This window comes from Curtobacterium sp. PhB142 (assembly GCF_004341255.1).
Taxonomy (GTDB): domain Bacteria; phylum Actinomycetota; class Actinomycetes; order Actinomycetales; family Microbacteriaceae; genus Curtobacterium.
Genome location: NZ_SLUT01000006.1, coordinates 328,592 through 353,670, shown reverse-complemented (window position 1 = coordinate 353,670; position 25,079 = coordinate 328,592). Strand labels below are relative to the sequence as shown.

Genomic DNA, 25,079 nt, shown 5'->3' with positions numbered 1-25,079 from the left:
GCCACGAACACGGGAGTCACGTGACCAACGAACGGCGGGTGCTCGTGCACCCGGACAAGCAGGCCCTCGGCGCTTCGGTCGCCGCACGCTTCATCACCAAGATCATCGACGTGCTCGACGAGCAGGAGCGTGCCGACATCGCGATCAGCGGTGGCTCGGTGTCGTCCCTCGTCCTCGCCGCGATCGGCCAGTCGCCGGCGCGCGAGAGCGTCGACTGGTCGAAGGTCCACGTGTGGTGGGTCGACGAGCGCTGGGTGCCGGCGGGTGACGCCGACCGCAACACCACGGGGACGCAGACCGACTTCTTCGACCACGTCGACATCCCGGAGTCGAACATCCACCCGATGCCCGCGTCCGACGCCGGCATCGACATCGAAGCGGCCGCGCTGCAGTACGAGCGTGAGCTGCAGGACGCCGCGTACGAGGGTGCCGTCGCTCCGCGCTTCGACATCACGCTGCTCGGTGTCGGCCCCGACGGGCACACCGCGTCGCTCTTCCCCGAGTTCCCCCAGCTCACGGTCACCGACCGCGCCGTCGTGTCGGTCGACGACTCCCCCAAGCCGCCGCCGCAGCGCCTGACGGTCACCTACCCGGTGATCAACGCCTCGCAGCGCGTGTGGGTCATCCTGTCCGGTGCCGAGAAGGCGTCGGTCCTCGGGCTCGCCCTGGCGGGCGCCTCGGTCGAGGACGTCCCCGTCGGCGGCGTCCAAGGCCGCAAGCGCACCGTCTTCTTCGTGGACCAGGACGCCGCGCGCGACGTCCCCGAGAACCTCATCGCGTCGACGTACTAGACGCGCGACCTGACTGACGGGAGGCCCGGTGCCAGCTGGCACCGGGCCTCCCGTCCGTCGTGCCGTCGCGCCCACCGCTCCCACCGCCGCCCCACACCCGCTCGCCGGCGCCGAGCGGTCAAGAAGTGTCGCCTGAAAGCGCCCCGGGCGACAGAACCCGCCGCCGCAGCGAACCGCACGCGGCATGTCGTGACCACTCGGCGAGCCGGCTCTCCGCGCGGCACCCGGCAACCGAACGATTGCGACACCCCGCCGACACGACGCCGAGCGGTCAAGGACTGTCGGCTGCGGGCGTCACAGGCGACAGAACGTGCCACCACCGCGAGCCGCATACGGCGCGTCGTGACCACTCGGCGAGTAAGCCCCCGCGCGGTGAGCACTGCCACCCGCCCCCGCGGCGCACGAAGGCCCCCACACCATCGCGGTGTGGGGGCCTTCGTCAGTGTGTGTGGGCGCTACGCCTTCTTGGCGGCGGTACCGCGACGCTCGCGGAGCTGCTGGAGCGCGTCCTCGAGGAGCTGCGCTGCCTCTTCCTCAGTCCGACGTTCCTTCACGTACGCGAGGTGCGTCTTGTAGGGCTCCGTCTTGGAGACCACGGGAGGGTTCTCCTTGTCGCGCCCGGCGGGGAGCCCGCTCGACGGCGAATCGACCGTCTCGGGGATCTCTTCGTCCGGCAGGTTCGCGGCGAAGTACCGCACGACCTCGTTGCCGAGGGCGTCCCAGTACGAGATCGCCACACGCTCGGCCTGGACCCCACGGTCCTGTTCGCCCATCGGTCCGGCGCCGACGCGGGACCCTCGGATTGCACTGCCTCCGCTAGCCATGGATCAGACCCCCGCCGTGAACTTGTTGATGAGACCGAGCACGATGATGGAGACGATCCAGACCAGACCGAGGATCACCGTGATGCGGTTGAGGTTGCGCTCGGCGACGCCGGACGCCCCGAGGTTGCTCGTCACGCCGCCACCGAACATGTCGGAGAGGCCGCCACCGCGGCCCTTGTGCAGGAGGATGAGGAGCGTGAGCAGGAGGCTCGTGATTGCGAGCAGGACCTGCAGCACGACGGAGAGTATCGCCACGACGTACCTTTCGTGTCAGTCAGCCGTACCAGTGTACCGGCCGCGCGGGGCACGGCCGGTACACGGACGGGAGTGGTGCGGACTACAGCCCGACGACAGCCGGTGTGGCTACAGCCCGACGTGCTGGCGGAACCGGGCGATTGCCGCGAACTCCTGCACGTCGAGGGATGCGCCGCCGACGAGGGCGCCGTCGATGTCGGGCTCACGGAGGAACCCGGCGATGTTGCCGGACTTGACCGAACCGCCGTACAGGACGCGCGTGTCGGCAGCGGCCTGGTCGCCCCAGGCAGCAGCGATGCCGCGACGGATCGCGGCGCACTCGTCCTGCGCCTGCTCGGCGGTGGCCGCCTGGCCGGAACCGATCGCCCAGACGGGCTCGTAGGCGACCACGATGTCGGACGGCTGCACGGCGTCGAGCACGACGCGGAGCTGCTCGACCGGCACGACGCCGGCGCCGCGCTGTTCGCGCTGCTCACCGGTCTCGCCGACGCAGACGACCGGCACGAGGCCGTGCTTGACGGCCGCGGCGGTCTTGGCCGCGACGACCTCGTCGGTCTCACCGTGCAGCGTGCGCCGCTCGGAGTGTCCGACGATGACGTACTGCGCGTCGAGCGCCGACAGGAACGCGCCGGAGACGTCGCCGGTGTAGGCACCGGAGTCGTACTGCGACAGGTCCTGCGCACCGAAGTGGATCGGCAGCTTGTCGGCCGAGATGAGCGTCTGCACGCTCCGCAGGTCGGTGAAGGGCGGGAACACCGCGACCTCGACGTCCTCGAAGTCGTGGCGGGCGTCCTTCAGGGTCCAGGCGAGCTTCTGGACCGTGGCGATGGCCTGGAGGTGGTCCAGGTTCATCTTCCAGTTACCCGCAATGAGCGGCGTGCGGGTCATGCGGACCACCCCAATGCTTCGAGTCCGGGAAGCGACTTGCCCTCGAGGAACTCGAGGCTCGCACCGCCACCGGTCGAGATGTGCCCGAACTGGTCGTCCGAGAAGCCGAGCGAGCGGACCGCAGCAGCGGAGTCGCCACCACCGACCACACCGAGGCCGTCGACCTCGGTCAGGGCCTTGGCGACGGTCTTCGTGCCGGCGGCGAAGGCCGGGAACTCGAACACGCCCATCGGACCGTTCCAGAACACCGTCTTCGAACCGGACACCGCCGACGCGAACCGCGCCGCCGTCTCCGGACCGATGTCGAGGCCGATGCCGTCGGTGCCGAACGACGACGACTCGATCGCGTCGGCCGCCACCGTCTCGTGCGCCGCGTCGGCGGAGAACCCGGAGGCCACCACGACGTCGGTCGGCAGGTCGATCGTCACGCCGAGCTCCTTCGCCCGCGAGAGGTACTCGCGGACGACGTCGAGCTGGTCGGCTTCGAGCAGCGACTTCGCCACCCCGTGGCCCTGGGCCGCGAGGAAGGTGAAGAGCATGCCGCCGCCGATGCACAGCGTGTCGACCTTGGGCAGGATGTGGTCGATGACGCCGAGCTTGTCGCTGACCTTCGAGCCACCGAGCACGACCGTGTACGGCCGTTCCGGCGAGGAGGTCAGGCGCTCGAGCACCCGCAGTTCGGTCTCGATGAGCGAACCGGCTGCGCTGGGCAGCGCGGACGCGAGTTCGTAGACCGAGGCCTGCTTGCGGTGCACGACACCGAAGCCGTCGGAGACGAAGGCGTCACCGAGTGCCGCGACGCGGTCCGCGAAGGCCTTTCGCGCATCGGCGTCCTTCGAGGTCTCCTCCGGGTTGAAGCGGAGGTTCTCGAGCAGCAGGACGTCACCGTCCTCGAGGGCCTCGGCGGCTGCGGTCGCCTCGTCGCCGACGGTCTCGCCGACGAACGTGACCTCTTTGCCGAGCAGCTCGGAGAGCCGCTGGCCGACCGGCGCGAGCGAGAACTCCGGCTTGGGTTCCCCGTCGGGGCGGCCCAGGTGGGAGATCACGATGACGCGCGCGCCGGCGGTGATGAGGGTGTTGAGGGTCGTCAGGGACGCCCGCACGCGGCCGTCGTCCGTGATCGTGCCGTCCTTGAGCGGGACGTTCAGGTCACAACGGACGACGACACGCTTGCCGGCGAGGTCGCCGAGGTCCTCGAGGGTGCGGAGGGCCATGTGTTACAGACGCTCGCCGACGTACTCGGTCAGGTCGACGAGACGGTTCGAGTAGCCCCACTCGTTGTCGTACCACGAGGTGATCTTCACGAGACCGCCGATGACCTTGGTCAAGCCGGAGTCGTAGATCGAGGAGTGCGGGTCCGTCGTGATGTCGGTCGACACCAGCGGGTCCTCGCTGTAGAGCAGGATTCCCTTGAGCGGGCCCTCTGCGGCTTCCTTGTACGCGGCGTTGATCTCGTCGACGGTGACCTCGGACTTGGTCTCGAGGGTGAGGTCGGTGATCGAGCCGGTCGGGACCGGGACGCGGAGCGCGAAGCCGTCGAGCTTGCCGGCGAGCTCCGGCATGACCTGGCCGATGGCCTTGGCGGCACCGGTCGAGGTCGGGACGATGTTCAGCGCGGCCGCACGGGCACGACGGGGGTCCTTGTGCGGGCCGTCCTGCAGGTTCTGGTCGGCGGTGTAGGCGTGGATCGTGGTCATGAGGCCACGCTCGATGCCGAACTTGTCGTTGAACACCTTGGCGAGCGGCGCGAGGCTGTTCGTGGTGCACGACGCGTTCGAGATGATGTTGTGGTTCGCCGGGTCGTACTGGTCCTCGTTCACGCCGAGGACGATGGTGACGTCGTCACCGGTGGCCGGGGCGGAGATGATGACCTTCTTGGCGCCCGCGTCGATGTGCTTCTGCGCATCGGCGGCCTTGGTGAAGAAGCCGGTCGACTCGATGACGATGTCGACGCCCAGCTCGCCCCAGGGGAGGTTGGCGGGGTCGCGCTCCGCGAGGACCTTGATGGCTTTGCCGTCGACGACGATGTTGTCGCCGTCGAGCTCGACGGAGACGCCGAGACGACCCGTGATGGAGTCGAACTTCAGCAGGTTCGCCAGCGCGGCGTTGTCGGTGAGGTCGTTCACCGCCACGATCTCGAGGTCGGAGCCCTTCGCGAGGGCGGCCCGGAAGAAGTTGCGGCCGATACGGCCGAAGCCGTTGATACCGATCTTGACGGTCAATGGATCTCCTGGTGGGTGTGGAGCGCCCGAGGGGCGCTGCTTTCGGAGGGCGCTGGCCCTGTCGGGCCCGCGTGTGGTGGACGATACGCCCCGTAACGTCGCCGTAACGACCCTAGCAGTCGGACCCTGCCAGGCAGTGCGGTGTGACGGTCCGTCCGGACGGTCGTCCGCAACGTCCGGAACGACGTCGGTGCGGCCCGTGGGCGCCCCCACAGAACGGACGGGAGGCGCGGTGCCAGCTGGCACCGCGCCTCCCGTCATGCAGGTCGGACGACCCGTCTCAGACGCCCTCGAGCTCCTCGGGGACGCTCGCTTCCGTCCCGGGGATGCCGAGGTCGGACGCGCGCTTGTCGGCCATGGCGAGGAGTCGGCGGATGCGACCGGCGATGGCGTCCTTCGTCATGGGCGGATCGGCGTGCTGGCCGAGCTCGTCGAGCGACGCGTCGCGGTGCTGCAGGCGCAGCGCGCCGGCGTACTGCAGGTGGTCGGGGACCTCGTCGCCGAGGATCTCGAGCGCGCGCTCGACGCGGGCGCAGGCGGCGACGGCGGCCTGCGCCGAGCGGCGGAGGTTGGCGTCGTCGAAGTTGACGAGGCGGTTCGCGGTCGCACGGACCTCGCGACGCTGCCGCATCTCCTCCCAGTCGGCGGTGGTGCGGGCGGCGCCCATCACCGTGAGCATCTGGCCGATGGCCTCGCCGTCGCGGATGACGACGCGGTGGACGCCACGGACCTCGCGGCCCTTCGCGGCGACGCCGAGACGCGACGCGGCACCGACGAGGGCCATGGCGGCCTCGTTGCCGGGGCACGTGACCTCGAGCGCTGCAGCCCTGCCCGGGTCGGTCAGGGTGCCGGAGGCGAGGAACGCACCGCGCCAGATCGCGGCGAGGTCTTCGCGGTTGCCCGTGGTGAGCCGGTTCGGCAGCCCGCGGACGGGGCGGCGGCGGGCGTCCATCAGACCGGTCTGGCGTGCGAGGGTCTCCCCCGCCTCGAGCACGCGGACCAGGTAGCGGGTGCCACGACGGGACGACGCGGACGAGCCCACCGACGCCTCGCTGCGGACGCCGTACAGCTCGGCGAGGTCCTTGCGGACCCGGTGCACGATGATCCGGGTGTCGAGCTCCACCTCGACCGCGATGCGGCCCGAGATGACGTGCAGGCCACCCGCGAACCGGAGGATCGTGGCCAGTTCGGCGGCGCGGACCGTGTTGCGGTTCACGGCGACCCTGGCCAGTTCGTCCTTGACCTCGGCAGTCAACGGCACAGCATCATTCCTAACGTTCATCTGGTGGTCCCGCGATTCCGGCGGCACGTACGTGGGGAGCGGCCGGAGGGACGGTCACTCCCGGCCGAGATCTCGGTTCTTCACACGCACGGCGACGCCAGGCATCCCGCGGAGGAGGTTCGCCAACTCGGCGACGATGGCGACCGAGCGGTGCTTCCCGCCGGTACAGCCGATGGCGATCGTAGCGTGTCTTTTGTTCTCGCGCTGGTACCCCTCGAGCACCGGCTCGAGCACGGAGACGTACCGATCGACGAACGGACGGGCTCCGGCCTGGGCCAGGACGTAGTCCGAGACGGGCTGGTCGAGGCCCGTGTGGGCCCGGAGTTCCGGGACCCAGTAGGGGTTCGGCAGGAACCGGACGTCGGCCACCATGTCGGCGTCGGCGGGCAGTCCGTACTTGAACCCGAAGCTCATGAGCGTCACCTGAACACCCACGAAGTGATCGTCGGCGAACTGCTCGGTGACGGTGTTCGCGAGCTGGTGGATGTTGAGGTCCGAGGTGTCGATCACCATGTCGGACGCCTCGCGCAGTCCGGCCAACCGGGTCCGCTCGCGCGCGATGCCGTCGAGCAGGGTGTCCTCGCCCTGGAGCGGGTGGGGTCGTCGGACCTGCTCGAAGCGCCGCACCAGGACGGCGTCGGTGGCTTCCAGGAACAGCACCCGGACCCGTGCGGACGTGGTCGACCGCACCTGTTCGACCGCGTGCTCCGGGTCCGTGAAGAACCGTCCGCCGCGGACGTCGACGACCGTGGCGATCTTCGGGATCTTCTCGCCGGCGCGGTCGGCCAGTTCGGTGAGCGGTGCCAGCATCTGCGTCGGCAGGTTGTCGACGACGTACCAGCCGAGGTCTTCGAGGGCCTTGCCGACCGTCGAACGCCCGGCCCCGGACATGCCGGTGACGATGAGGATGTCGTGCTGCGACGCGTGCGCGGTCGCTGTGGCGCTGTCGGTCATCTGGGAGTGGGCTCCGTCGTGGCGGCCCGGGCGCGTCGCCCGGGGAAGTCTCGGCTGCGGGACCAGGGTATCGCCCGACAGGTGTCGGGAGGCACGGGATGCGTCACGTGGGCAGCTGCGGACCGTCGTGGGTCACGTCGGGGACCCGCACCGGGCCTCCTGGGAGCGGCGCAGCGTCCCCAGGGTCCGCGGGATCCGCGGTGTCCGTCGGGTCCGTCTCGGCGTCCGGCGCGCTCGTCGGGCTCGCCGCACTGGTGGCCGGCGCGCTCGTCGGGGTCTGCTGCAGCTTCGTGACGACCGCCGCGGCAGTCGCCGGACCGACGCCGTTGACCTCGCTGATCTCGTCGGCCGTGGCCTCGCGCAGCCGTGCCACGGACCCGAAGTGCTTGAGCAGCGCGTTCACCCGCGACGGCCCGAGCCCGGGGATCTCGGACAGCCGGGACCGCACGTCGCGCTTGCGGCGGGTGCGCTGGTGCGTGATCGCGAATCGGTGCGCCTCGTCGCGGATGCGCTGGATGAGGAAGAGCGCCTCGGAGTTGCGCGGCATGATCACCGGGAAGTCGTCGTCGGGCAGCCAGAGCTCCTCGAGACGCTTCGCGATGCCGACCAGCGCGATGTCACGCACCCCGGCTTCGTCCAGCGCACGCTTGGCGGCCTGCACCTGGGGTTGTCCACCGTCGACGATGAGCAGTTGCGGGCGGTAGGCGAACCGCTTCGAGGGCTTGGAGCCCTCGACCACCTCGGCGCTCGTCACGTCGGGGACGTCCGGCAGGTCCGCGTCCTCGTCGAGGCGCGCCAGCCGCCGGGTGAGCACCTGGTACATGCTGTCGGTGTCGTCGGTGGTCTCGGCGATCGTGTAGCGGCGGTACTGGTCCTTGCGGGGCAGGCCGTCCTCGAACACCACCATCGACGCCACGACGTTCGTGCCCTGCAGGTGCGAGATGTCGTAGCACTCCATGCGGAGCGGGGCCTCGGTCATGCCGAGCGCGTCCTGGATGTCGGCGAGGGCCGCGGAGCGCGTCGTGTAGTCGGCCGACCGCTTCGTCTTGTAGAGCATCAGCGCCTGGGCGGCGTTCTGCGCGGCCGTGCGGGCCAGGCCGGCACGGTCACCGCGCTGCGCGGTGCTGAGCTTCGTGCCGCGGCCACCCCGCCGTTCGCTGAGCCACTGCTGCAGCGCGTCGGCGTCCTCGGGCAGGGTCGGCACCACGACCTCGCGCGGGGGTTCCTCGGCGACGGCCGCCGGCGTGAGCTCGTTGTCGGCGTAGACGCCCTGCACGATCTGCTCGACCAGGTCACCGGTCGAGATGTCGAGCTCCTTGTCGACGACCCACCCGCGGACACCGCGGATACGCCCGCCACGAACCGAGAACAGCTGGACGGCGGCGGCGAGTTCGTCCTCGGCGATGCCGAACAGGTCGAGGTCCACCGAGTCGCGGAGCACCACGGCGGACTTCTCGAGCACCGCCTCGAGCGCCTCGACCTGGTCGCGGAACTTCGCGGCCTGTTCGTACTGCATCGCATCGGCCGATGCGCCCATGCGCTGGCGCAGCTCGGTGATCACCCGGCGGTCGTAGCTGTTCATGAACCGCACGAACTCCTCGACGAGCGCACGGTGCTCCTCGATGGTGACGCGCTGCGAGCAGGGACCGCCGCACTTGCCGATCTGCCCGGGGAAGCAGGGCTTGCCCGTCTGCATCGCGCGCTTGTACGACGAGTCCGAGCAGGTGCGGATCGGGAACACCTTGATCATCAGGTCGATGGTGTCGTGCACCGCCCAGATCTTCGGGTACGGCCCGAAGTACTTCGCACCCTTGATCTTCCGGTTCCGCGTGACCATCACCCGTGGGGCCTCGTCCGCCATGGTGATCGCCATGTACGGGTACGACTTGTCGTCGCGGAACTTGACGTTGAAGGGCGGGTCGAACTCCTTGATCCAGGTGTACTCGAGCTGCAGTGCCTCGATCTCGGAGCCGACCGTCGTCCACTCGACGCTGCGGGCCGTCAGCACCATCCGCCGGGTGCGTTCGTGCAGCGTCGGCAGCGGCGCGAAGTAGTTGCTCAGCCGGGCGCGGAGGTTCTTCGCCTTGCCGACGTAGAGCACCCGGCCGGCCTCGTCACGCCAGCGGTAGACGCCCGGGTCGGTCGGGATCTCCCCCGCCTTCGGGCGCCACGGGACGGTGTCCGCCACCTACCGTGCACCCGCCTTCTGCTTGGTCGACTTCTTCGGTCGGCTCGCCGTGCGGGCCTCGACCGCCTGCTGCTTGCCGACCCGGGCGTCCTGCGCGTCGAAGATCTCCCGCAGGAAGACGCCCGTGAAGCTCTCCGGCACGTCGGCGACGTGCTCCGGGGTGCCGGTCGCGAGCACCGTACCGCCGCCGGCACCGCCCTCTGGGCCCATGTCGATGACCCAGTCGGCCGACTTGATCACGTCGAGGTTGTGCTCGATCGTGATGACGGTGTTGCCCTTGTCGACCAGGCTCTGCAGCACCAGGAGGAGCTTGCGGACGTCCTCGAAGTGCAGACCCGTCGTCGGCTCGTCGAGCACGTAGACGGTCCGGCCGTTCGAGCGGCGCTGCAGCTCGGTGGCGAGCTTCACGCGCTGTGCCTCGCCGCCGGAGAGCGTGGTCGCGCTCTGGCCGAGACGGACGTACCCGAGGCCCACGTCGACGAGCGTCGCCATGTACCGGTGGATCGCGGAGATCGGTTCGAAGAACTCGGCCGCCTCGCTGATCGGCATGTCCAGGACCTCGGAGATGCTCTTGCCCTTGTAGTGGACCTGGAGCGTCTCGCGGTTGTAGCGCGCGCCGCCGCAGACCTCGCACGCGACGTAGACGTCGGGCAGGAAGTTCATCTCGATCTTGATCGTGCCGTCGCCGGAGCAGTTCTCGCACCGGCCGCCCTTGACGTTGAAGCTGAACCGACCGGGCTGGTAGCCGCGGGTCTTCGCCTCGGGGGTCTCGGCGAACAGCTGCCGGATCCGGTCGAACACACCCGTATAGGTGGCCGGGTTCGACCGCGGCGTGCGGCCGATCGGGGCCTGGTCGACGTGCACGACCTTGTCCAGCTGGTCGAGGCCCTTGACGCGGGTGTGCTTGCCGGCGATGTGCCGGGCGCCGTTGAGCTGGTTCGCGAGCACCTTGTACAGGATGTCGTTGACCAGGGTGGACTTGCCCGACCCGCTCACGCCGGTGACCGCGGTGAACACCCCGAGCGGGAAGTCGGCGTCGATCGTCTTGAGGTTGTTCGCCCGTGCGCCCTGCACGCTGATGGTGCGCTTCAGGTTGACCTTGCGACGCTCGGCGGGGACCTCGATCGCACGACGGCCGGCGAGGTAGTCCCCCGTCACCGACTCGCGGTTCGCGATGATGCCCTCGTACGAGCCCGAGTGCACGACGTTGCCGCCGTTGACGCCGGCCCCGGGGCCGATGTCGACGACCCAGTCGGCCGTGCGGATGGTGTCCTCGTCGTGCTCGACGACGATCAGGGTGTTGCCGAGGTCCTTGAGCTTGACCAGGGTGTCGATGAGGCGGCGGTTGTCGCGCTGGTGCAGCCCGATGCTCGGCTCGTCGAGCACGTACAGCACCCCGGTCAGGCCGGAGCCGATCTGCGTCGCGAGACGGATGCGCTGTGCTTCGCCACCGGAGAGCCCGCCGGCGCCGCGCGCCAGGGTCAGGTAGTTCAGGCCGACCTCGAGCAGGAACTCGAGGCGCGCCCGGATCTCGCGCAGGACCGCCGCAGCGATGTGCGCTTCGCGGTCGGTGAGCGTCAGGGTGTCCATGAACGCGTACGCGTTGTCGAGGGACATGTCGGTGACGTCGGCGATGCTGCGGCCGTCGACCGTGACCGCCAGGACCTCGGGCTTGAGGCGCGTGCCCTCGCACACCGGGCACGGGACCTCGCGCAGGTAGCCCTGGAAGCGCTGGCGCTGCGAGTCCGACTCGGCCTCGGCGAACTTGCGCTCGATGTAGGGCATGACGCCCTCGAACCCGCTGGTGTAGCGCATCTCGCGGCCGAAGCGGTTGCGCCACGACACCGACACCTGGAAGTCCTTGCCCGTCAGGATCGCGGCCTGCACCGAGGCGTCGAGCTGGCTCCACGGGGTGTCGAGCGTGAACCCGAGGTCCTTGCCGAGGCCGGCGAGGAGCTTCTCGAAGTACGAGTACAGCCCGCTCGCTCCGGTCCAGGGCAGCAGGACGCCGTCGCGCAGCGAGGCATCGGGGTCGCCGAGCACCAGGTCCGGGTCCACCGACATGCGCGTGCCGAGCCCGGAGCACTCCGGGCAGGCGCCGAACGGCGCGTTGAACGAGAACGTGCGGGGCTCGATCTCGGTCAGCGCGAGCGGGTGGTTGTTCGGGCACGACAGGTTCTCGGAGTAGGTGCGCACCGCACCGGGGCCGTCGTGGTCGACCAGGTCGATGCCGACGGTGCCACCGGTCAGGCGCAGTGCTGTCTCGAGCGAGTCGGTGAGCCGACCGAGGATGTCCTCGTTCGACACCAGACGGTCGACGATCACCGAGATGTCGTGCTTGACCTGCTTCTTGAGCTTCGGCGGGTCGCTGAGCTGGATGCGCTCACCGTCGACGATCGCGCGGGCGTAGCCGGACGCCGCGAGTTCCTGGAAGAGGTCGACGAACTCGCCCTTCTTCTTGGAGATGACCGGGGCGAGCACCTGGAAGCGCGTGCCGGACTCGAACTCCATGAGCTGGTCGGCGATCTGCTGCACGGTCTGCTTGCTGATGACCTCGCCGCACGTCGGGCAGTGCGGCACCCCGATGCGCGCCCAAAGCAGACGCATGTAGTCGTAGACCTCGGTGATCGTGCCCACCGTCGACCGCGGGTTGCGGTTCGTCGACTTCTGGTCGATCGACACCGCGGGCGACAGCCCTTCGATGAAGTCGACGTCGGGCCGGTCGACCTGGCCGAGGAACTGCCTGGCGTACGCGGACAGGGACTCGACGTAGCGTCGCTGGCCCTCGGCGAAGATCGTGTCGAAGGCCAGCGACGACTTGCCGGATCCGGACAGGCCGGTGAACACCACGAGGGAGTCACGGGGGATCTCGAGGTCGACGTTCCGGAGGTTGTGCACCCGGGCCCCGCGGACGCTGAGCGTCGAGGAGCCGGTCGGGACGGTCACGCCGGGGAGGTGGGGGTCGGTCGGCTCGCCGAAGGCGTTCCGGCCCGAGGTCGCGGTGCCGCGGTCAAAGGTGATTGTCATCGCCGTCGATTCTACGAAAGGGGTCCGACATCCGCCCGCGAGTCGGTGGTCAGACGAGTGCGTCGAGAGCGAACGCGACCCCGGAACGACGCTCGCTGGCCGTCCAGAGCCGAGCGGCGGCGGTCCGGTCGTGGGCGCGCGGCTCGGCACGGACCACGGCTGCGGGTCCGCGCAGCTGCATCCACCCGGCCGGTCCCCAGTACTCCCCCGAGCGCACGTCCGCGGCGACCGCAGCGTGCACGAGGGGTTCGGCACCGGCGTCCTTGCCCTGGGCGTACACCCGCTGCGCCGGCCGGGTCCACGCGGGTTCCGGGCGCGACGGTGCGACGTCCGGGCGCTCCGGCGAGAGCGCGTCGAGCGACAGTCCGGGGTGCGCGACCACGCTGGCGACGGACGAGCCCGCATCCGCCAACCGCTGGGCGAGTTCGAGGCCGAACAGCATCACCGCGAGCTTGCTGCGGCCGTACTGCCGGTAGCTGGAGTAGTGGCCGACGCGGAACGGGTCGCCCGTGTCGAGGCTGGCCCACCGGTGTGCGATCGACCCGAGGTGCACGACGCGACCGCCACGCTGTTCGAGCAGCGGCATCGTCAGCGCCGTCCAGGCGAAGTGCCCCAGGTGGTTCGTGCCGATCTGCAGCTCGGTGCCCTGTGCGGTGGTGCTCGGGGTCGAGGCCCCGACGACGCCGGCGTTGTTCACGATCGCGTCGACGCCGTCCGGTTCGAGGGCCGCGAGCTCGTCAGCGGCGGCACGGACGGAGTCGAGGTCGGCGAGGTCGAGGTGCACGTGCGCCAACGACGCTCCGTCCACGTGCCGCCGGATGCTCTGTTCCGCTGCTGCTGCGCGACCGCGGTCGCGGGTGGCGAGCACGACCCGGTGCCCCGACGCGGCGAGCTGCTCGGCCGCGTGGTACCCGAGGCCCGCGCTCGCCCCGGTGACGACGACCGTGCGGCGATCTTCAGCTGACATGCCCGGCCGACTCCATCTGCCGCAGCGCCTTCTTCAGGTCCTGCACCTCGTCGCGGAGTCGCGCGGCGAGTTCGAACTTCAGCTCCGCTGCCGCCTGCAGCATCTGGTCGTTGAGGTCGCCGATCGTCGCCTCGAGCTGGGTCGCGCCCTCGCCCGCGATGCCGCCGCGCTTCAGGTTGGGCGTGGGCGAGCGGCGACCGTCGGCGCCGGGACGACCCTGCAGCAGCGCCTTGGTGTCGTCGTTCTCGCGCTGCAGCACCTCGGTGATGTCGGCGATCTTCTTGCGGAGCGGCTGCGGGTCGATGCCGCGCTCCAGGTTGTACGCGACCTGCTTCTCGCGACGACGATCGGTCTCCTCGATCGCGGTCTTCATCGAGTCGGTCATCTTGTCGGCGTACATGAGCACCTGGCCCGACACGTTGCGGGCCGCGCGACCGATCGTCTGGATGAGCGACGTGGACGACCGCAGGAAGCCTTCCTTGTCGGCGTCGAGGATGGCCACCAGGGACACCTCGGGCAGGTCGAGGCCTTCTCGCAACAGGTTGATGCCGACGAGCACGTCGTAGACGCCCTGTCGCAGTTCGGTCAGGAGCTCGACGCGCTTGAGCGTGTCGACGTCGGAGTGCAGGTACCGCACCCGCACGCCCGCGTTGCCGAGGAAGTCGGTCAGCTCTTCGGCCATGCGCTTCGTCAGCGTCGTGACGAGCACGCGCTCGTCCTTGTCGACACGCTGCTTGATCTCCTCGAGCAGGTCGTCGATCTGGCCGTCGCTCGGCTTCACGACGATCTCGGGGTCGACGAGGCCGGTCGGGCGGATGATCTGCTCGACGACGCTGTCCGTGATGCCGAGCTCGTACCGACCGGGCGTCGCCGACAGGAAGACCTTCTGCCCGACGCGGTCGAGGAACTCCTCGAACCGCAGCGGACGGTTGTCGAGCGCACTCGGCAGCCGGAACCCGTGGTCGACGAGGGTGCGCTTGCGCGAGGCGTCGCCTTCGTACATCGCGCCGATCTGCGGCACGGTGACGTGCGACTCGTCGATGACGATGAGGAAGTCGTCGGGGAAGTAGTCGATGAGGCAGTGCGGCGCCTCGCCAGCGACGCGGCCGTCCATGTGCCGCGAGTAGTTCTCGATGCCCGAGCAGAAGCCGATCTGCTCCATCATCTCGATGTCGAACGTGGTGCGCATGCGGAGCCGCTGGGCCTCGAGCAGCTTGCCCTGCCCCTCGAGCTCGGCCAGGCGCTCGGCGAGCTCCGCCTTGATGTCGACGATGGCGCGGTGCATGACGTCGGTGTCGGCGACGTAGTGCGACGCCGGGAAGATCGACACGGCGGGCAGGTCGTTGATCACGTTGCCGGTGAGCGGGTGCAGGGACGAGAGCGCTTCGACCTCGTCGCCGAACATCTCGATCCGGATGGCGTGCTCTTCGTACATCGGGATGATCTCGATGGTGTCGCCGCGCACGCGGAAGGTACCGCGGGCGAAGTCGACGTCGTTGCGCTGGTACTGCATCGAGACGAACTTGCGCACGAGCTGGTCGCGCGAGATCGTCTGCCCGACGTGCAGGGCCACCGAGGCGTTCATGTACTGCTCGGGTGTGCCGAGGCCGTAGATGCAGGACACCGTCGACACCACGACGACGTCGCGCCGACTGAGCAGCGAGTTGGTCGTCGAGTGCCGGAGCCGCTCGACCTCGGCGTTGACCGAGGAGTCCTTCTCGATGAAGGTGTCCGTCTGCGGGACGTACGCCTCGGGCTGGTAGTAGTCGTAGTACGACACGAAGTACTCGACCGCGTTGTTCGGCATCAGACTGCGGAACTCGTTCGCCAACTGCGCGGCGAGGGTCTTGTTGTGCGCGAGCACGAGCGTCGGCCGCTGCACCTGCTCGATGAGCCACGCGGTCGTCGCCGACTTGCCCGTACCGGTCGCACCGAGCAGCACGACGTCGGTCTCACCGGCGTTGATGCGCCCGGCGAGCTCGGCGATGGCCGCTGGCTGGTCGCCACTCGGCGTGTACTCGCTGATGACCTCGAACGGACGTACCGCTCGGGTCGGTTCGATCGCAACACCCATGGCATCAACGGTAGTCGGCACCCCTGACACCAGCGCCCCTGCTCGCCCTCGGCGTATTGTCCTCGCCAAGCAGCCTCCAAGTCCGCTGATAACCAGCGGGCATATCGTCCGGTCCGTTCAGCAACCCGATCGCTCCGCACGTCCCCGACGAGCCAGCACGAGCCACACCCGAAGAGGCCCCATGACGACGGCGACCCCCGCCGCACCGACGAAGGGCACCCCGTTCCGCGGTCGCATCCGCGGACGAGTGCTCCTCCTGCTCTGCTTCATGTACGCGATCTCGTACATCGACCGGACGAACATCTCGACGGCGCTGCCGCACATCACCGAGGAGTTCGGCTTCAACGAGGCCACCGCGGGCCTGATCGTGTCCGCGTTCTCACTGCCCTACGCGCTGCTGCAGGTCTTCGGCGGCACGATCAGCGAGAAGTTCGGACCGCGCAAGGCCCTCTTCGTCATCACCGTGGTGTGGGGCGTCGCGACACTGTGGACCGGCTTCGCGGTCGGCTTCTGGACCCTGTTCGCGGCCCGGGCGCTCCTCGGGCTCAGCGAGGCCGCGGCGTTCCCGACCGCGACCCAGGCCATGACCCGCTGGATCCCCCGCGACCGCAACGGCTTCGCGCAGGGCGTCGTGCACTCCGCGGCCCGGCTCGGCAACGCGCTGGCCCCGCTGCTCGTCGCCTGGGTGATCGGTTCGACGGGCAGCTGGCGGTGGGCGTTCTTCGCCACGGCGGTCCTGTCCTTCGCCTGGGGCATCGTCTGGTTCGTCTGGTTCCGCGACAAGCCCGAGTCCACGAAGGGCATCACGCAGGTCGAGATCGACGAGCTCCCGCCCGTCGAGACCCGTGCGACCCGTCCGCCGGTGCCGTGGCGGCAGATGGCGCGGCAGATCCTGCCGGTGACCTTCGTCGACTTCGGCTACGGCTGGACCCTCTGGGTGTTCCTCACGTGGCTACCGACGTTCCTCAGCTCGACCTACGGGCTCGAGATCGGCGACTTCGCGCTGTTCACCACGCTCATCCTGCTCGCCGGCGTCATCGGCGACACGGTCGGCGGCATGCTCAGCGACCGGATCATCCACCGCGGCGGCAACACCCGGAACGCCCGCCGGACCGTCCTGGTGATCGGACTCGGCGGGTCGCTCGTCTGCCTCATCCCGCTCGTCATCGGGCAGGGCCTGCTCGTCGCGACGATCTCGCTCGCGCTGTCGTTCTTCTTCCTGGAGCTCTGCAACGCGAACCTCTGGGCGATCCCGATGGACGTCGCCCCGCAGTGGTCCGGCACCGCGTCCGGCTTCATGAACACCGGCTTCGGCATCGCCGGCGTGGTCTCCCCCATCGTGTTCGGGCTGCTCATCGACGCGTCCGGCTGGCAGCTGCCGTTCGCCCTGTCGTGCGTGCTGCTCGGCGCCGCGGCGGTCGTCGCGTGGTTCATGAAGCCGCAGCGGCTCACGTCGACGAACGGCTTCCTCGAGGTCGGCACCCCCGCCGCCGAGCAGCGGGCCCCCTGACCCGCGACGCGCGCTGACAGCGGCACGCCGTGCCGAATCGGGCGTACCTGGTCGAGAGGAACGACCAGGTACGCCCGATTCCGCTGTCCGCAACGGGACGCACCGGACGCTTGCGGGGCCCTGGTGGTCCCCGACCGCCGGACGGGAGGCCCGGGTCCGGGCCGACCCGCGCCTCCCGTCCGCCGCGCAGCGCGTCCACCGCGGCGCAGCGCGTCCACCGCGGCGCAGCGCGTCCGCCGTCGCGGACAGCAAGCGGGAACGGGCGTCCCTGGTCAGGAGGACCGACCAGGGACGCCCGGAGTGCGCGGGTCAGCGCTGCGGGCTGCGCGCCCGACGCTGGGCGCGGGACGCGAGCGCCGGCCGGCCGGTGAGCGGCACGCTCAGCGGGGTCCACCGGAACGCCTCGGTGACCGCCACGGACAGCACCACCACGAGCAAGTACGTGACGAGCGTCAGCCACGGCCGCGGCACCACGGCCTCGAGCCAGCTGTCGCCGTACAGCAGGATCCAGATGAGGAACGGGTGGCTCAGGAAGATCCCGAACGACCGGTCCGAGGCGTAGTCGACGAAGCGCGCGACCGGGCTGCCGGGACGCCGACGATCCGCCCAGCGCGCACCGATCGCCAGGAAGCCGACGAAGACCGCGGTGCTCCACACGGCCTCGATCGGTTGCAGTGGCGTGCCGGCGGCGTAGAGCGACTGGCCGAGGGCAACCTGGAGCGCCCAGACGCCGAGCGTCAGCGCGCCGACGCCGCCGAAGGCCCAGAGCACGGCCCGGCGGTGCACCCGGATGAACCGGAGGAACGCATCGGCGTGGTCGGCGGCGATCGCCCCGGAGACGATGAAGAACACGTACGAGAAGAAGAACTGCTTCTGGTACCCGTGCAGCCAGGCGTCGCTCGCCGGGAAGTACTTGTACCCGGCGAACACGACGAGCTGCACCACCAGCGCCACGACGAGCGTCGTGACGTGGTGCCCACGGGTCTTCCGGACCAGCCACACGATGACCGGTAACAGCAGGTACACCTGCATGGTCACGAGCAGGAAGTACAGGTGGTACCAGGACGAGCCGGTGACGATGCCCTCGGCGAGGGTGCGCACCAGGTCGGGCACGTCGCCCCGACGGGTGCTGCTGAGGAGCCAGCTCGAGCCGACGTACACGAACGACCACGCCAGGTACGGCACCCCGACGAGCAGGAACCGCTTCGGCCAGAACTGCGCCATCGGCCGCGGTCGCAGCCTGTAGCTGTAGACGAGCACGAACGCGGTCAGCGAGAAGAAGACGAGCCGGGTGAAGTGCAGCAGGGCGAGCAGCGCGTTCAGGCCGACGTCGTCGGACGCGGCAGTGTGGCTCGTGGTGTGCACGCCGATGACGCAGGCGAAGGTCAGGATCCGGAGGACGTCGACCTCGTACAGGTGGCGTGGCTTGCCCGCCGCGGTGCGGGTCGGGGTCTGGACCTGCGGCTGCGGCTGCGGCTGGGCCTGCGGCTGCGGCTGGGTGCCGGTCACGACGGCTGCGCCATCGTCCGCACCTTCGCCCGCTGCACCTTGCCGGTGGGCGCGCGCGGCAGGTCGGGGACCACGATGATCTCGACGGGGCGGCGGAAGCGGGTCAGGTGGGCCTCGGCGCGCGCGGTCAGGTCGGCGACGAGCGCAGCGGCGTCGGCTGCGTCTTGCTGCAGGATCACGTACGCCACCGGGACGGCCCCGAGCACGTCGTCCGGCCGCCCGACCACGACGGCCTCGAGCACCCGGGGGTCGCCGAGCAGGACGTCCTCGACCTCGGAGGGGTAGACCTTCTCGCCGCCGCGGTTGATGACGTCGTCGGAGCGTCCGGCGAGCGAGACCCAGCCGTCCGCAGCGACGGACCCCACATCTCCCGTGCTCAGCCAGCCGTCGGCGTCGAAGCGGTCGGGCGCGCGCCCGAACAGGTAGCGCCCGACGATCCCCGGGCCGCGCACCCACAGCGCACCGACCTCGTCGGCGGGCAGGGCTGCGCCGTCCTCGTCGCGTGCCTGCACCTCGGACCCGACGGGCACGCCGACGGTCCCGGGGCGAGCAGGCGCGTCGAGCGGCGTCGCGGTGATCTGCGACGCACCTTCGGTCATCCCCCAGCTCACGACGAGCGGGACGTCCCCGAGTGCCGTGCGCACCGGGTCCGGCAGCGGTGCCGAAGCGCTCCGGACGAACCGGAGGCCCTCCGGGAAGTCCAGTGGCCCGGTCTTCGCGAGCACGGCGAGGATCGCCGGCACCGCGTTCAGCCAGGTGATTCGCCGCTCGGCGAGCAGTTCCCAGAACCCGGTCCGCCGGAAGCGCACGTCGAGCACGAGCGTCGCCCCGGCGACGAGCGTCGCCAGCAAGCCGACGACCTCGGCGTTGACGTGGAACAGCGGCAGCGAGTTGAACCCGCGGTCGCGGCCGGTCAACCCGTTGTGCCGCGCGACCGCCCGCGCGACGAACAGCAGCTGCGACTCCGGCAGCTCGACGCCCTTCGGAGCGCCGGTCGACCCGGAGGTGAAGAGCACCACGGACCCCTCGCCCGGTGCGTCCGGACTCTGCGTGGGCACGTCACCGTCACGGACGGCGGCCGGGAGGAACGTGGCCGCGTCGATCCCGCTGGCGGGCACTCCGGGGACGGTCCCGTCCACGGCGCGGTCCGACACCACGATCGAGGCCCCGCCGATCAGGTCGGCGAGGCGGGCCGGCTCGGTCGCCGGCTGTCCGGTGTCCACCGGGACGGCACGGCGCCCGGTCGCCACGGCGGTCAGGTGCACCACGGCGAACGCGAGCGGGTCGCCGACGTCGACGAGGACGGCTCCGGAGGCGGGCACGCCGATCGCGTCGAACGTCGCGGACCAGGCGGTCACGGCGTCCTCGAGCGCTCGGTAGGTCAGGACGCGCGCAGAACGGGCGTCCTCCAGGTAGGGGCGCTCGGGGCTCTCCGCCGCGCGGTCGCGGATGAGCGAGCGCAGGTCGGGTTCTCCGTCGACGGGCTGCACCAGCAGAGGCTATTGCGCGAGCCTATGAGCCGTCAGAGGGGAACCGGTGCAGCATCCACTGCCAGAGCGCGGTCATCCGCGGGTCCCCGTCCGGTCCGAGCGGCGTGGAGTCCTTGATGATGAACGAGTGCGCCTTCCCCCGGCCCCGGACGTCGGTCAGGATCGCGTGCGGGTCCGCGCCGGCGAGCGGAGGATCGGTGTCCGTCCGGAAGGGGCCGTCGACGCCGTCGAGCCCGAGCACCCGCCACGACCCGGTGATCCGCGGGCCGAAGGTGTCGCGGACGTCGTCGACGGCGTACATCCGGGCGACGGGGGTCTTGCCGGGACGGTCCATCCAGGCCGCGTGCGACGGACCCCGCGACTCGACGGGCGACGAGAACATCAGCGCCCCGCGGACCGACCGGATGTGCGCGATGTACGCCGCCTCGCCGCCGCCCTGGGAGTGTCCGGCCACGACGATGTCCTGCCAGGCGATGTCGTCGTCGCCGTGCACGAAGCGGCCCCACCCGCCGTCGGGGTCGTGGTCGTCGAGGTAGGCCACCGCGTCACGGAAGCGCGACACGATCGACCCGGCGGGCGTCACCGAACTGAACTCGGACTGACGGGTGCCGTCGAACCGGTTGCGCTGCACCATGCCGTAGCAGCGGGCGTCGGCCTCGCACGTGCCAGACAGGGTGCGACCGAGGTTCCAGTAGTCCAGCCCGAGCACGTGGTACCCGTCCGCCAGGGCCTGCCCGAGGAACCGCTGGTATTCCGCCGGGCGCGACCTCGTGGCGGGCAGGAACAGCAGCAGGGGGCCGTCCGCCGAGGTGCGGGCGGCGAAGTCGTCGCGGTTCGGGGTGAGCCGCTCGCCGCCCACGGTGCCGAGCCGGAAGCGGTGGAACTCCCCCTCGGGTCCGCGCTCGTCGCCCGACGGTGGCTCGTCGGCGTGCGAGCGGTCGATCGTGGGGACGCGGCCCTCGTCCTCGATGCGCTGCGCACCGAGCAGGTTCGCTGCCACCAGCGCACCGCCGCCGATCGCGACGAGCACGATCGCGGCGAGGACGAGCAGCAGACGGTGCTTCACGAGGTGATCCGCGACCACACCTCGTCGGCCGATCGGATCGTCTGGTCGAGGGTGCCCGTCGCGTCGACGACGTGGTCGGCGAGTGCGAGTCGGTCGGCGTCGCTCGCCTGTGCGGCCACCCGGCGCTCGGCCTCGTCGCGTTCCATGGCACGGTGCTCCACCAGCCGCTCGATGCGCTGCGCAGCGGGGGCGTCGACGACCACGACCGCATCGAACCGGAGCGGGCGGGATCCGCGGGCCTCGGCGAGCAGGGGTACGTCGTACACGACGACGGCGTCCGGGTCGGCGGCCTCGGCCGCGTCGAAGGCACGCTGGGCGAGCCGCCAGACCTCGGGGTGGGTGATCGCCTCGAGGTCCTTGCGTGCCGCCGGGTCGGAGAACACGATCGCTCCGAGCGCGGGACGGTCGAGCGAGCCGTCGGCCGCGATCACCGAGGGACCGAACCGCTCGGCGACCTGCGCGAGCCCGGGGCTGCCGGGTGCGACGGCGTCCCGTGCCAGCCGGTCGGCATCGACGACGATGCCGCCGTGCTCCGCCCACCGCTTGGAGACCGTCGACTTGCCCGCGGCGATGCCGCCCGTGAGACCGATGATGCGCACTGCGACAGGCTAACGACCCGCAGCGTGGAAACGCCGGAAGCCCGGCACCCCCTGGGGGATGCCGGGCTTCCGGTCAGTGCGACTCGCTCGATCAGTTGGTCGAGCTGAGCTTCTCGCGGAGCGCCGCCAGCGAAGCGTCGTCGGCGAGGGGGCTTGCACCACCGGTCTCGCTCGAGAACGACGACGAAGAGGAAGCGGACGACGTCGATGCGCCGGCCGGGAGGTCGAAGCCACCCTTTTCCTCGTCGGCGATGGTCTTCGCGACCTGCGCCTTGTGGGCTTCCCAACGACCCTGGGCGGCCGCGTACTGGCCCTCCCACTCGGTGCGCTGGGTGTCGTAGCCCTCGAGCCACTCGTTCGTCTCCGGGTCGAAGCCGTCCGGGTACTTGTAGTCACCCTTGTCGTCGTACTCGGTCGGCATGCCGTAGAGCGCCGGGTCGAACTCGGTGCCCTCGGGGTCCACGCCCTCGTTTGCCTGCTTGAGGCTGAGCGAGATGCGGCGACGGTCGAGGTCGATGTCGATGATCTTGACGAAGACCTCGTCGTTGACCGAGACGACCTGCTCGGCGAGCTCGACGTGCTTGTTCGAGAGCTCGGAGATGTGCACCAGGCCCTCGATGCCGTCGGCAACGCGGACGAAGGCACCGAACGGGACGAGCTTCGTGACCTTGCCCGGTGCGATCTGACCGATCGCGTGGGTGCGGGCGAAGACCTGCCACGGGTCCTCCTGCGTCGCCTTGAGCGAGAGCGACACGCGCTCACGGTCCAGGTCGACCTCGAGGATCTCGACGGTGACTTCCTGACCGACCTCGACGACCTCGCTGGCGTGTTCGATGTGCTTCCAGCTGAGCTCGGAGACGTGGACGAGACCGTCGACGCCGCCGAGGTCCACGAACGCACCGAAGTTGACGATCGAGGACACGATGCCCTTGCGGACCTGGCCCTTGTGCAGGTTGTTGAGGAACGTGGTCCGGGACTCGGACTGCGTCTGCTCGAGGAGCGCACGGCGCGACAGGACCACGTTGTTGCGGTTCTTGTCGAGCTCGAGGATCTTCGCCTCGATCTCCTGGCCGAGGTACGGCGTGAGGTCGCGGACGCGACGGAGCTCGATGAGCGAGGCGGGGAGGAAGCCGCGGAGACCGATGTCGACGATCAGGCCACCCTTGACGACCTCGATGACCGTGCCGGTTACGACGCCGTCGGACTCCTTGATCTTCTCGACGTCGCCCCATGCGCGCTCGTACTGCGCACGCTTCTTGGACAGGATGAGGCGGCCTTCCTTGTCCTCCTTCTGGAGGACCAGGGCCTCGACCTCGTCGCCGACCTTGACGACCTCGTTGGGGTCGACGTCGTGCTTGATCGAGAGCTCGCGCGAGGGGATGACGCCCTCGGTCTTGTAACCGACGTCGAGGAGGACCTCGTCGCGGTCGATCTTCACGACGGTGCCGGAGATGAGATCACCGTCGTTGAAGAACTTCAGGGTCTTCTCGACCTCGGCCAGGAAGTCATCAGCCGAACCGATGTCGTTGATGGCGACCTGCTTAGGAGCCTTGGTCGTAGTGGTTGTCATGTAGAGATTGCTCCGAACGGACATGAGTCGGGCCGTGGCGTGCGGGGAGTCGAGACCCCCGGGGTGCTCCGCCGTGGCGATTGATTGAGTGGCGCGGATTGCGCCGCACAAGTCTAACCGCACCGGCGGAGCCCCCACAACCGGGCGTGTCACCCGCGCGTCAGCCGAGCAGCGCACTCCGCAGCGTGTCGAGACCGATGCTGCCGAGGGCGAGCGCACGACGGTGGAACGACTTCAGGTCGAAGTCGGCGCCTTCGCGGGCGGCGACCTCGTCGCGGATCGACTCCCACACGCGCTGGCCCACCTTGTACGACGGCGCCTGTCCTGGCCACCCGAAGTACCGCGCGACCTCGAACTGCACGAACGCGTCGTCCATGTTCACGTTCTCGCGCATGAAGTCGAGGGCGTACTCCCACGTCCAGCCGCTGCCGTCCGGGTTGGTCTTCTGCAGGTGCACGCCGATGTCGAGCACCACGCGGGCGGCACGCATGCGCTGGCCGTCGAGCATACCCAGCCGGTCGCCGTCGTCGTCGAGGAACCCGAGCTGCTCCATCAGGCGCTCGGCGTAGAGCGCCCAGCCCTCGACGTGTCCGGACGAGCCGGACAGCTGGCGACGCCACGTGTTCAGCTCACCGCGGTTGTAGACGCCCTGGCTGATCTGCAGGTGGTGCCCGGGGACGCCCTCGTGGTAGACCGTCGTCTTCTCGCGCCAGGTGCCGAACTCGGTGACGCCCTCGGGCACCGACCACCACATCCGGCCCGCGCGCGAGAAGTCGTCGGACGGCCCGCTGTAGTAGATGCCGCCCTCTTGCGTCGGGGCGATGCGGCACTCCAGCCGGCGGATCGGGTCCGGGATGTCGAAGTACGTGCCGGCCATCGCCGCGACGGAGGCGTCGCTCGTCTCCTGCATCCAGCGCTGCAGCGCGCCCGTGCCGTGCAGGATCCGCGACGGGTCGGTGTCCAGCACCTCGATCGCCCGGGCCACGCTCGCACCCGGTTCGATCCGGTCCGCGATCCGCTCCTGCTCGTCACGCATGCGGGCGAGTTCCTCGAGGCCCCACTCGTACGTCTCGTCGAGGTCGACGACGGCCCCGAGGAACCGGCGGGAGTGCAGCTCGTAGGCCTCGCGCCCCACGGCGTCGACCGGGGTGGCGAGCGGCAGCAGCTCGTGCTCGAGGAACTGCCCGAGGCTCCGGTACGCAGCCGACGCGACCTCGGCCCCTCGGGTCAGCTCGGCACGGAGCGAGTCCGGCACGGGAGAGCCGTCGTCGAACGCCGCACCCTCGGCGAGCCGGCGGAAGAAGCCGTCCTCGGCACCGTTGCGGGCGGCCTGCTCCGCGACCAGGGCGACCTGCCGCTTCGCCGGGGTCACGTCCTCGTGCGTGCCCTCGAGCAGGGTCTCGCGGATGCCCTCGAGCGCGTCCGGCAACGCGTGCAGTCGGCTGGCGACGTCGTGCCAGTCCGACTCGGTCGCCGTCGGCATCAGGTCGATGATCTCGCGGACCGACTGGGCCGGGCTCGCGATCACGTTGAGGTCGCGGAGGTGCAGCTTCCGCGCGTACGACTCCTGCACCAGGTCGAGTTCGGCGCCGAGGTCCGCCTTCGTGACCTCGTCGACGGGGTCCACCACGGCCGCGGCGTCGAGCGTGCGCTTCGCGGCCCGTGCCGCGTCGGCCAGGGCGGCCGCGCCGGCGGGCGAGGTGTCGCCGTACTCCCCGGTGCGACCCGGCACACCGATGTACGTGGCCGTCGTCGGGTCGAGGTCGACGAGGGTGGCGACCCATCCCTCGGCCACGTGGTCGACGGCGGTCTGCTGGCGGACGGGACGCTCTTCGCTCATGCTCCGACCCTATCCACCAGCGC

General features: G+C 70.1%; 19 protein-coding genes. 2 read left to right on the top strand and 17 right to left on the bottom strand.

All coding sequences use genetic code 11. The annotated features are described in order from the left end of the window. Positions 1–20: 20 nt before the first annotated feature. Positions 21–791 carry a 6-phosphogluconolactonase gene (gene pgl, locus EDF31_RS14090; protein ID WP_111083960.1) on the top strand — a complete coding sequence of 257 codons (771 nt, stop codon included), beginning with the start codon at positions 21–23 and terminating at the stop codon, positions 789–791. Between the two features lie 455 nt (positions 792–1,246). Here pgl and EDF31_RS14085 read toward each other — a convergent pair whose 3' ends face one another. From EDF31_RS14085 to uvrB, 11 genes are all read right to left on the bottom strand, one after another. Then, positions 1,247–1,615, bottom strand: a complete 369-nt coding sequence (locus tag EDF31_RS14085) for an RNA polymerase-binding protein RbpA (RefSeq protein WP_027465686.1) — start codon at positions 1,613–1,615, stop codon at positions 1,247–1,249. 3 nt (positions 1,616–1,618) lie between these two features. Then, positions 1,619–1,870, bottom strand: coding sequence for a preprotein translocase subunit SecG (gene secG, locus EDF31_RS14080; RefSeq protein WP_017887256.1), 252 nt, complete (start codon positions 1,868–1,870; stop codon positions 1,619–1,621). A 108-nt stretch (positions 1,871–1,978) separates the two neighbouring features. Further along, positions 1,979–2,758: a triose-phosphate isomerase gene (gene tpiA, locus EDF31_RS14075; protein ID WP_123294452.1), complete on the bottom strand. Its 780-nt coding sequence runs from the start codon at positions 2,756–2,758 to the stop codon at positions 1,979–1,981. Next, positions 2,755–3,972, bottom strand: coding sequence for a phosphoglycerate kinase (locus EDF31_RS14070; protein ID WP_131846540.1), 1,218 nt, complete (start codon positions 3,970–3,972; stop codon positions 2,755–2,757). Before EDF31_RS14070 ends, tpiA begins: the two co-directional genes overlap by 4 nt. Positions 3,973–3,975: 3 nt before the next feature. Next, positions 3,976–4,980 carry a type I glyceraldehyde-3-phosphate dehydrogenase gene (gene gap, locus EDF31_RS14065; RefSeq protein WP_111083958.1) on the bottom strand — a complete coding sequence of 335 codons (1,005 nt, stop codon included), beginning with the start codon at positions 4,978–4,980 and terminating at the stop codon, positions 3,976–3,978. Positions 4,981–5,260: 280 nt separating this feature from the next. Beyond that, complete coding sequence (gene whiA / locus EDF31_RS14060) at positions 5,261–6,241, bottom strand: DNA-binding protein WhiA (protein WP_111083957.1); 981 nt, start codon at positions 6,239–6,241, stop codon at positions 5,261–5,263. Positions 6,242–6,316: 75 nt separating this feature from the next. Further along, positions 6,317–7,216 carry an RNase adapter RapZ gene (gene rapZ / locus EDF31_RS14055; protein ID WP_111083956.1) on the bottom strand — a complete coding sequence of 300 codons (900 nt, stop codon included), beginning with the start codon at positions 7,214–7,216 and terminating at the stop codon, positions 6,317–6,319. A 103-nt stretch (positions 7,217–7,319) separates the two neighbouring features. After that, entirely contained in the window at positions 7,320–9,404 is a 2,085-nt protein-coding gene (uvrC, locus tag EDF31_RS14050; RefSeq protein WP_131846539.1) for an excinuclease ABC subunit UvrC, read from the bottom strand. Next, complete coding sequence (uvrA, locus tag EDF31_RS14045; protein ID WP_243650053.1) at positions 9,405–12,431, bottom strand: excinuclease ABC subunit UvrA; 3,027 nt, start codon at positions 12,429–12,431, stop codon at positions 9,405–9,407. Positions 12,432–12,480: 49 nt separating this feature from the next. Next, positions 12,481–13,398, bottom strand: coding sequence for an SDR family NAD(P)-dependent oxidoreductase (locus EDF31_RS14040; protein WP_131846538.1), 918 nt, complete (start codon positions 13,396–13,398; stop codon positions 12,481–12,483). Then, complete coding sequence (gene uvrB / locus EDF31_RS14035) at positions 13,388–15,460, bottom strand: excinuclease ABC subunit UvrB (RefSeq protein ID WP_111084166.1); 2,073 nt, start codon at positions 15,458–15,460, stop codon at positions 13,388–13,390. Before uvrB ends, EDF31_RS14040 begins: the two co-directional genes overlap by 11 nt. Before the next feature lie 193 nt (positions 15,461–15,653). On the opposite strand from uvrB, the gene EDF31_RS14030 reads away from it, so the two are divergent. Then, positions 15,654–16,982: an MFS transporter gene (locus EDF31_RS14030; protein WP_131846537.1), complete on the top strand. Its 1,329-nt coding sequence runs from the start codon at positions 15,654–15,656 to the stop codon at positions 16,980–16,982. Between the two features lie 309 nt (positions 16,983–17,291). On the opposite strand, the gene EDF31_RS14025 is transcribed toward EDF31_RS14030, so the two are convergent. The 6 genes from EDF31_RS14025 to EDF31_RS14000 form a co-directional block, all read right to left on the bottom strand. Then, positions 17,292–18,491 carry an acyltransferase gene (locus tag EDF31_RS14025; protein ID WP_131846536.1) on the bottom strand — a complete coding sequence of 400 codons (1,200 nt, stop codon included), beginning with the start codon at positions 18,489–18,491 and terminating at the stop codon, positions 17,292–17,294. Continuing rightward, positions 18,488–19,981, bottom strand: a complete 1,494-nt coding sequence (locus EDF31_RS14020; protein ID WP_131846535.1) for an AMP-binding protein — start codon at positions 19,979–19,981, stop codon at positions 18,488–18,490. Before EDF31_RS14020 ends, EDF31_RS14025 begins: the two co-directional genes overlap by 4 nt. 22 nt (positions 19,982–20,003) lie before the next feature. Next, positions 20,004–21,047, bottom strand: a complete 1,044-nt coding sequence (locus EDF31_RS14015; protein ID WP_131846534.1) for a hypothetical protein — start codon at positions 21,045–21,047, stop codon at positions 20,004–20,006. Then, positions 21,044–21,646, bottom strand: coding sequence for a dephospho-CoA kinase (gene coaE / locus EDF31_RS14010; RefSeq protein WP_131846533.1), 603 nt, complete (start codon positions 21,644–21,646; stop codon positions 21,044–21,046). Before coaE ends, EDF31_RS14015 begins: the two co-directional genes overlap by 4 nt. Positions 21,647–21,737: 91 nt before the next feature. Next, a complete protein-coding gene (gene rpsA / locus EDF31_RS14005) occupies positions 21,738–23,216 on the bottom strand; it encodes a 30S ribosomal protein S1 (RefSeq protein WP_111083948.1) in 1,479 nt (492 codons plus the stop codon). Positions 23,217–23,376: 160 nt separating this feature from the next. Then, positions 23,377–25,056, bottom strand: coding sequence for a DUF885 domain-containing protein (locus EDF31_RS14000; protein WP_131846532.1), 1,680 nt, complete (start codon positions 25,054–25,056; stop codon positions 23,377–23,379). Between the last annotated feature and the right edge of the window lie 23 nt (positions 25,057–25,079).

What these genes read in the sequence shown, in the direction of transcription:
- tpiA (WP_123294452.1), bottom strand. Translation starts at nt 2,758, where the DNA reads ATGACCCGCACGCCGCTCATTGCGGGTAACTGGAAGATGAACCTGGAC.
- EDF31_RS14040 (WP_131846538.1), bottom strand. Translation starts at nt 13,398, where the DNA reads ATGTCAGCTGAAGATCGCCGCACGGTCGTCGTCACCGGGGCGAGCGCG.
- rpsA (WP_111083948.1), bottom strand. Translation starts at nt 23,216, where the DNA reads ATGACAACCACTACGACCAAGGCTCCTAAGCAGGTCGCCATCAACGAC.
- EDF31_RS14070 (WP_131846540.1), bottom strand. Translation starts at nt 3,972, where the DNA reads ATGGCCCTCCGCACCCTCGAGGACCTCGGCGACCTCGCCGGCAAGCGT.
- EDF31_RS14085 (WP_027465686.1), bottom strand. Translation starts at nt 1,615, where the DNA reads ATGGCTAGCGGAGGCAGTGCAATCCGAGGGTCCCGCGTCGGCGCCGGA.
- rapZ (WP_111083956.1), bottom strand. Translation starts at nt 7,216, where the DNA reads ATGACCGACAGCGCCACAGCGACCGCGCACGCGTCGCAGCACGACATC.
- EDF31_RS14030 (WP_131846537.1), top strand. Translation starts at nt 15,654, where the DNA reads ATGACGACGGCGACCCCCGCCGCACCGACGAAGGGCACCCCGTTCCGC.
- EDF31_RS14000 (WP_131846532.1), bottom strand. Translation starts at nt 25,056, where the DNA reads ATGAGCGAAGAGCGTCCCGTCCGCCAGCAGACCGCCGTCGACCACGTG.
- uvrA (WP_243650053.1), bottom strand. Translation starts at nt 12,431, where the DNA reads ATGACAATCACCTTTGACCGCGGCACCGCGACCTCGGGCCGGAACGCC.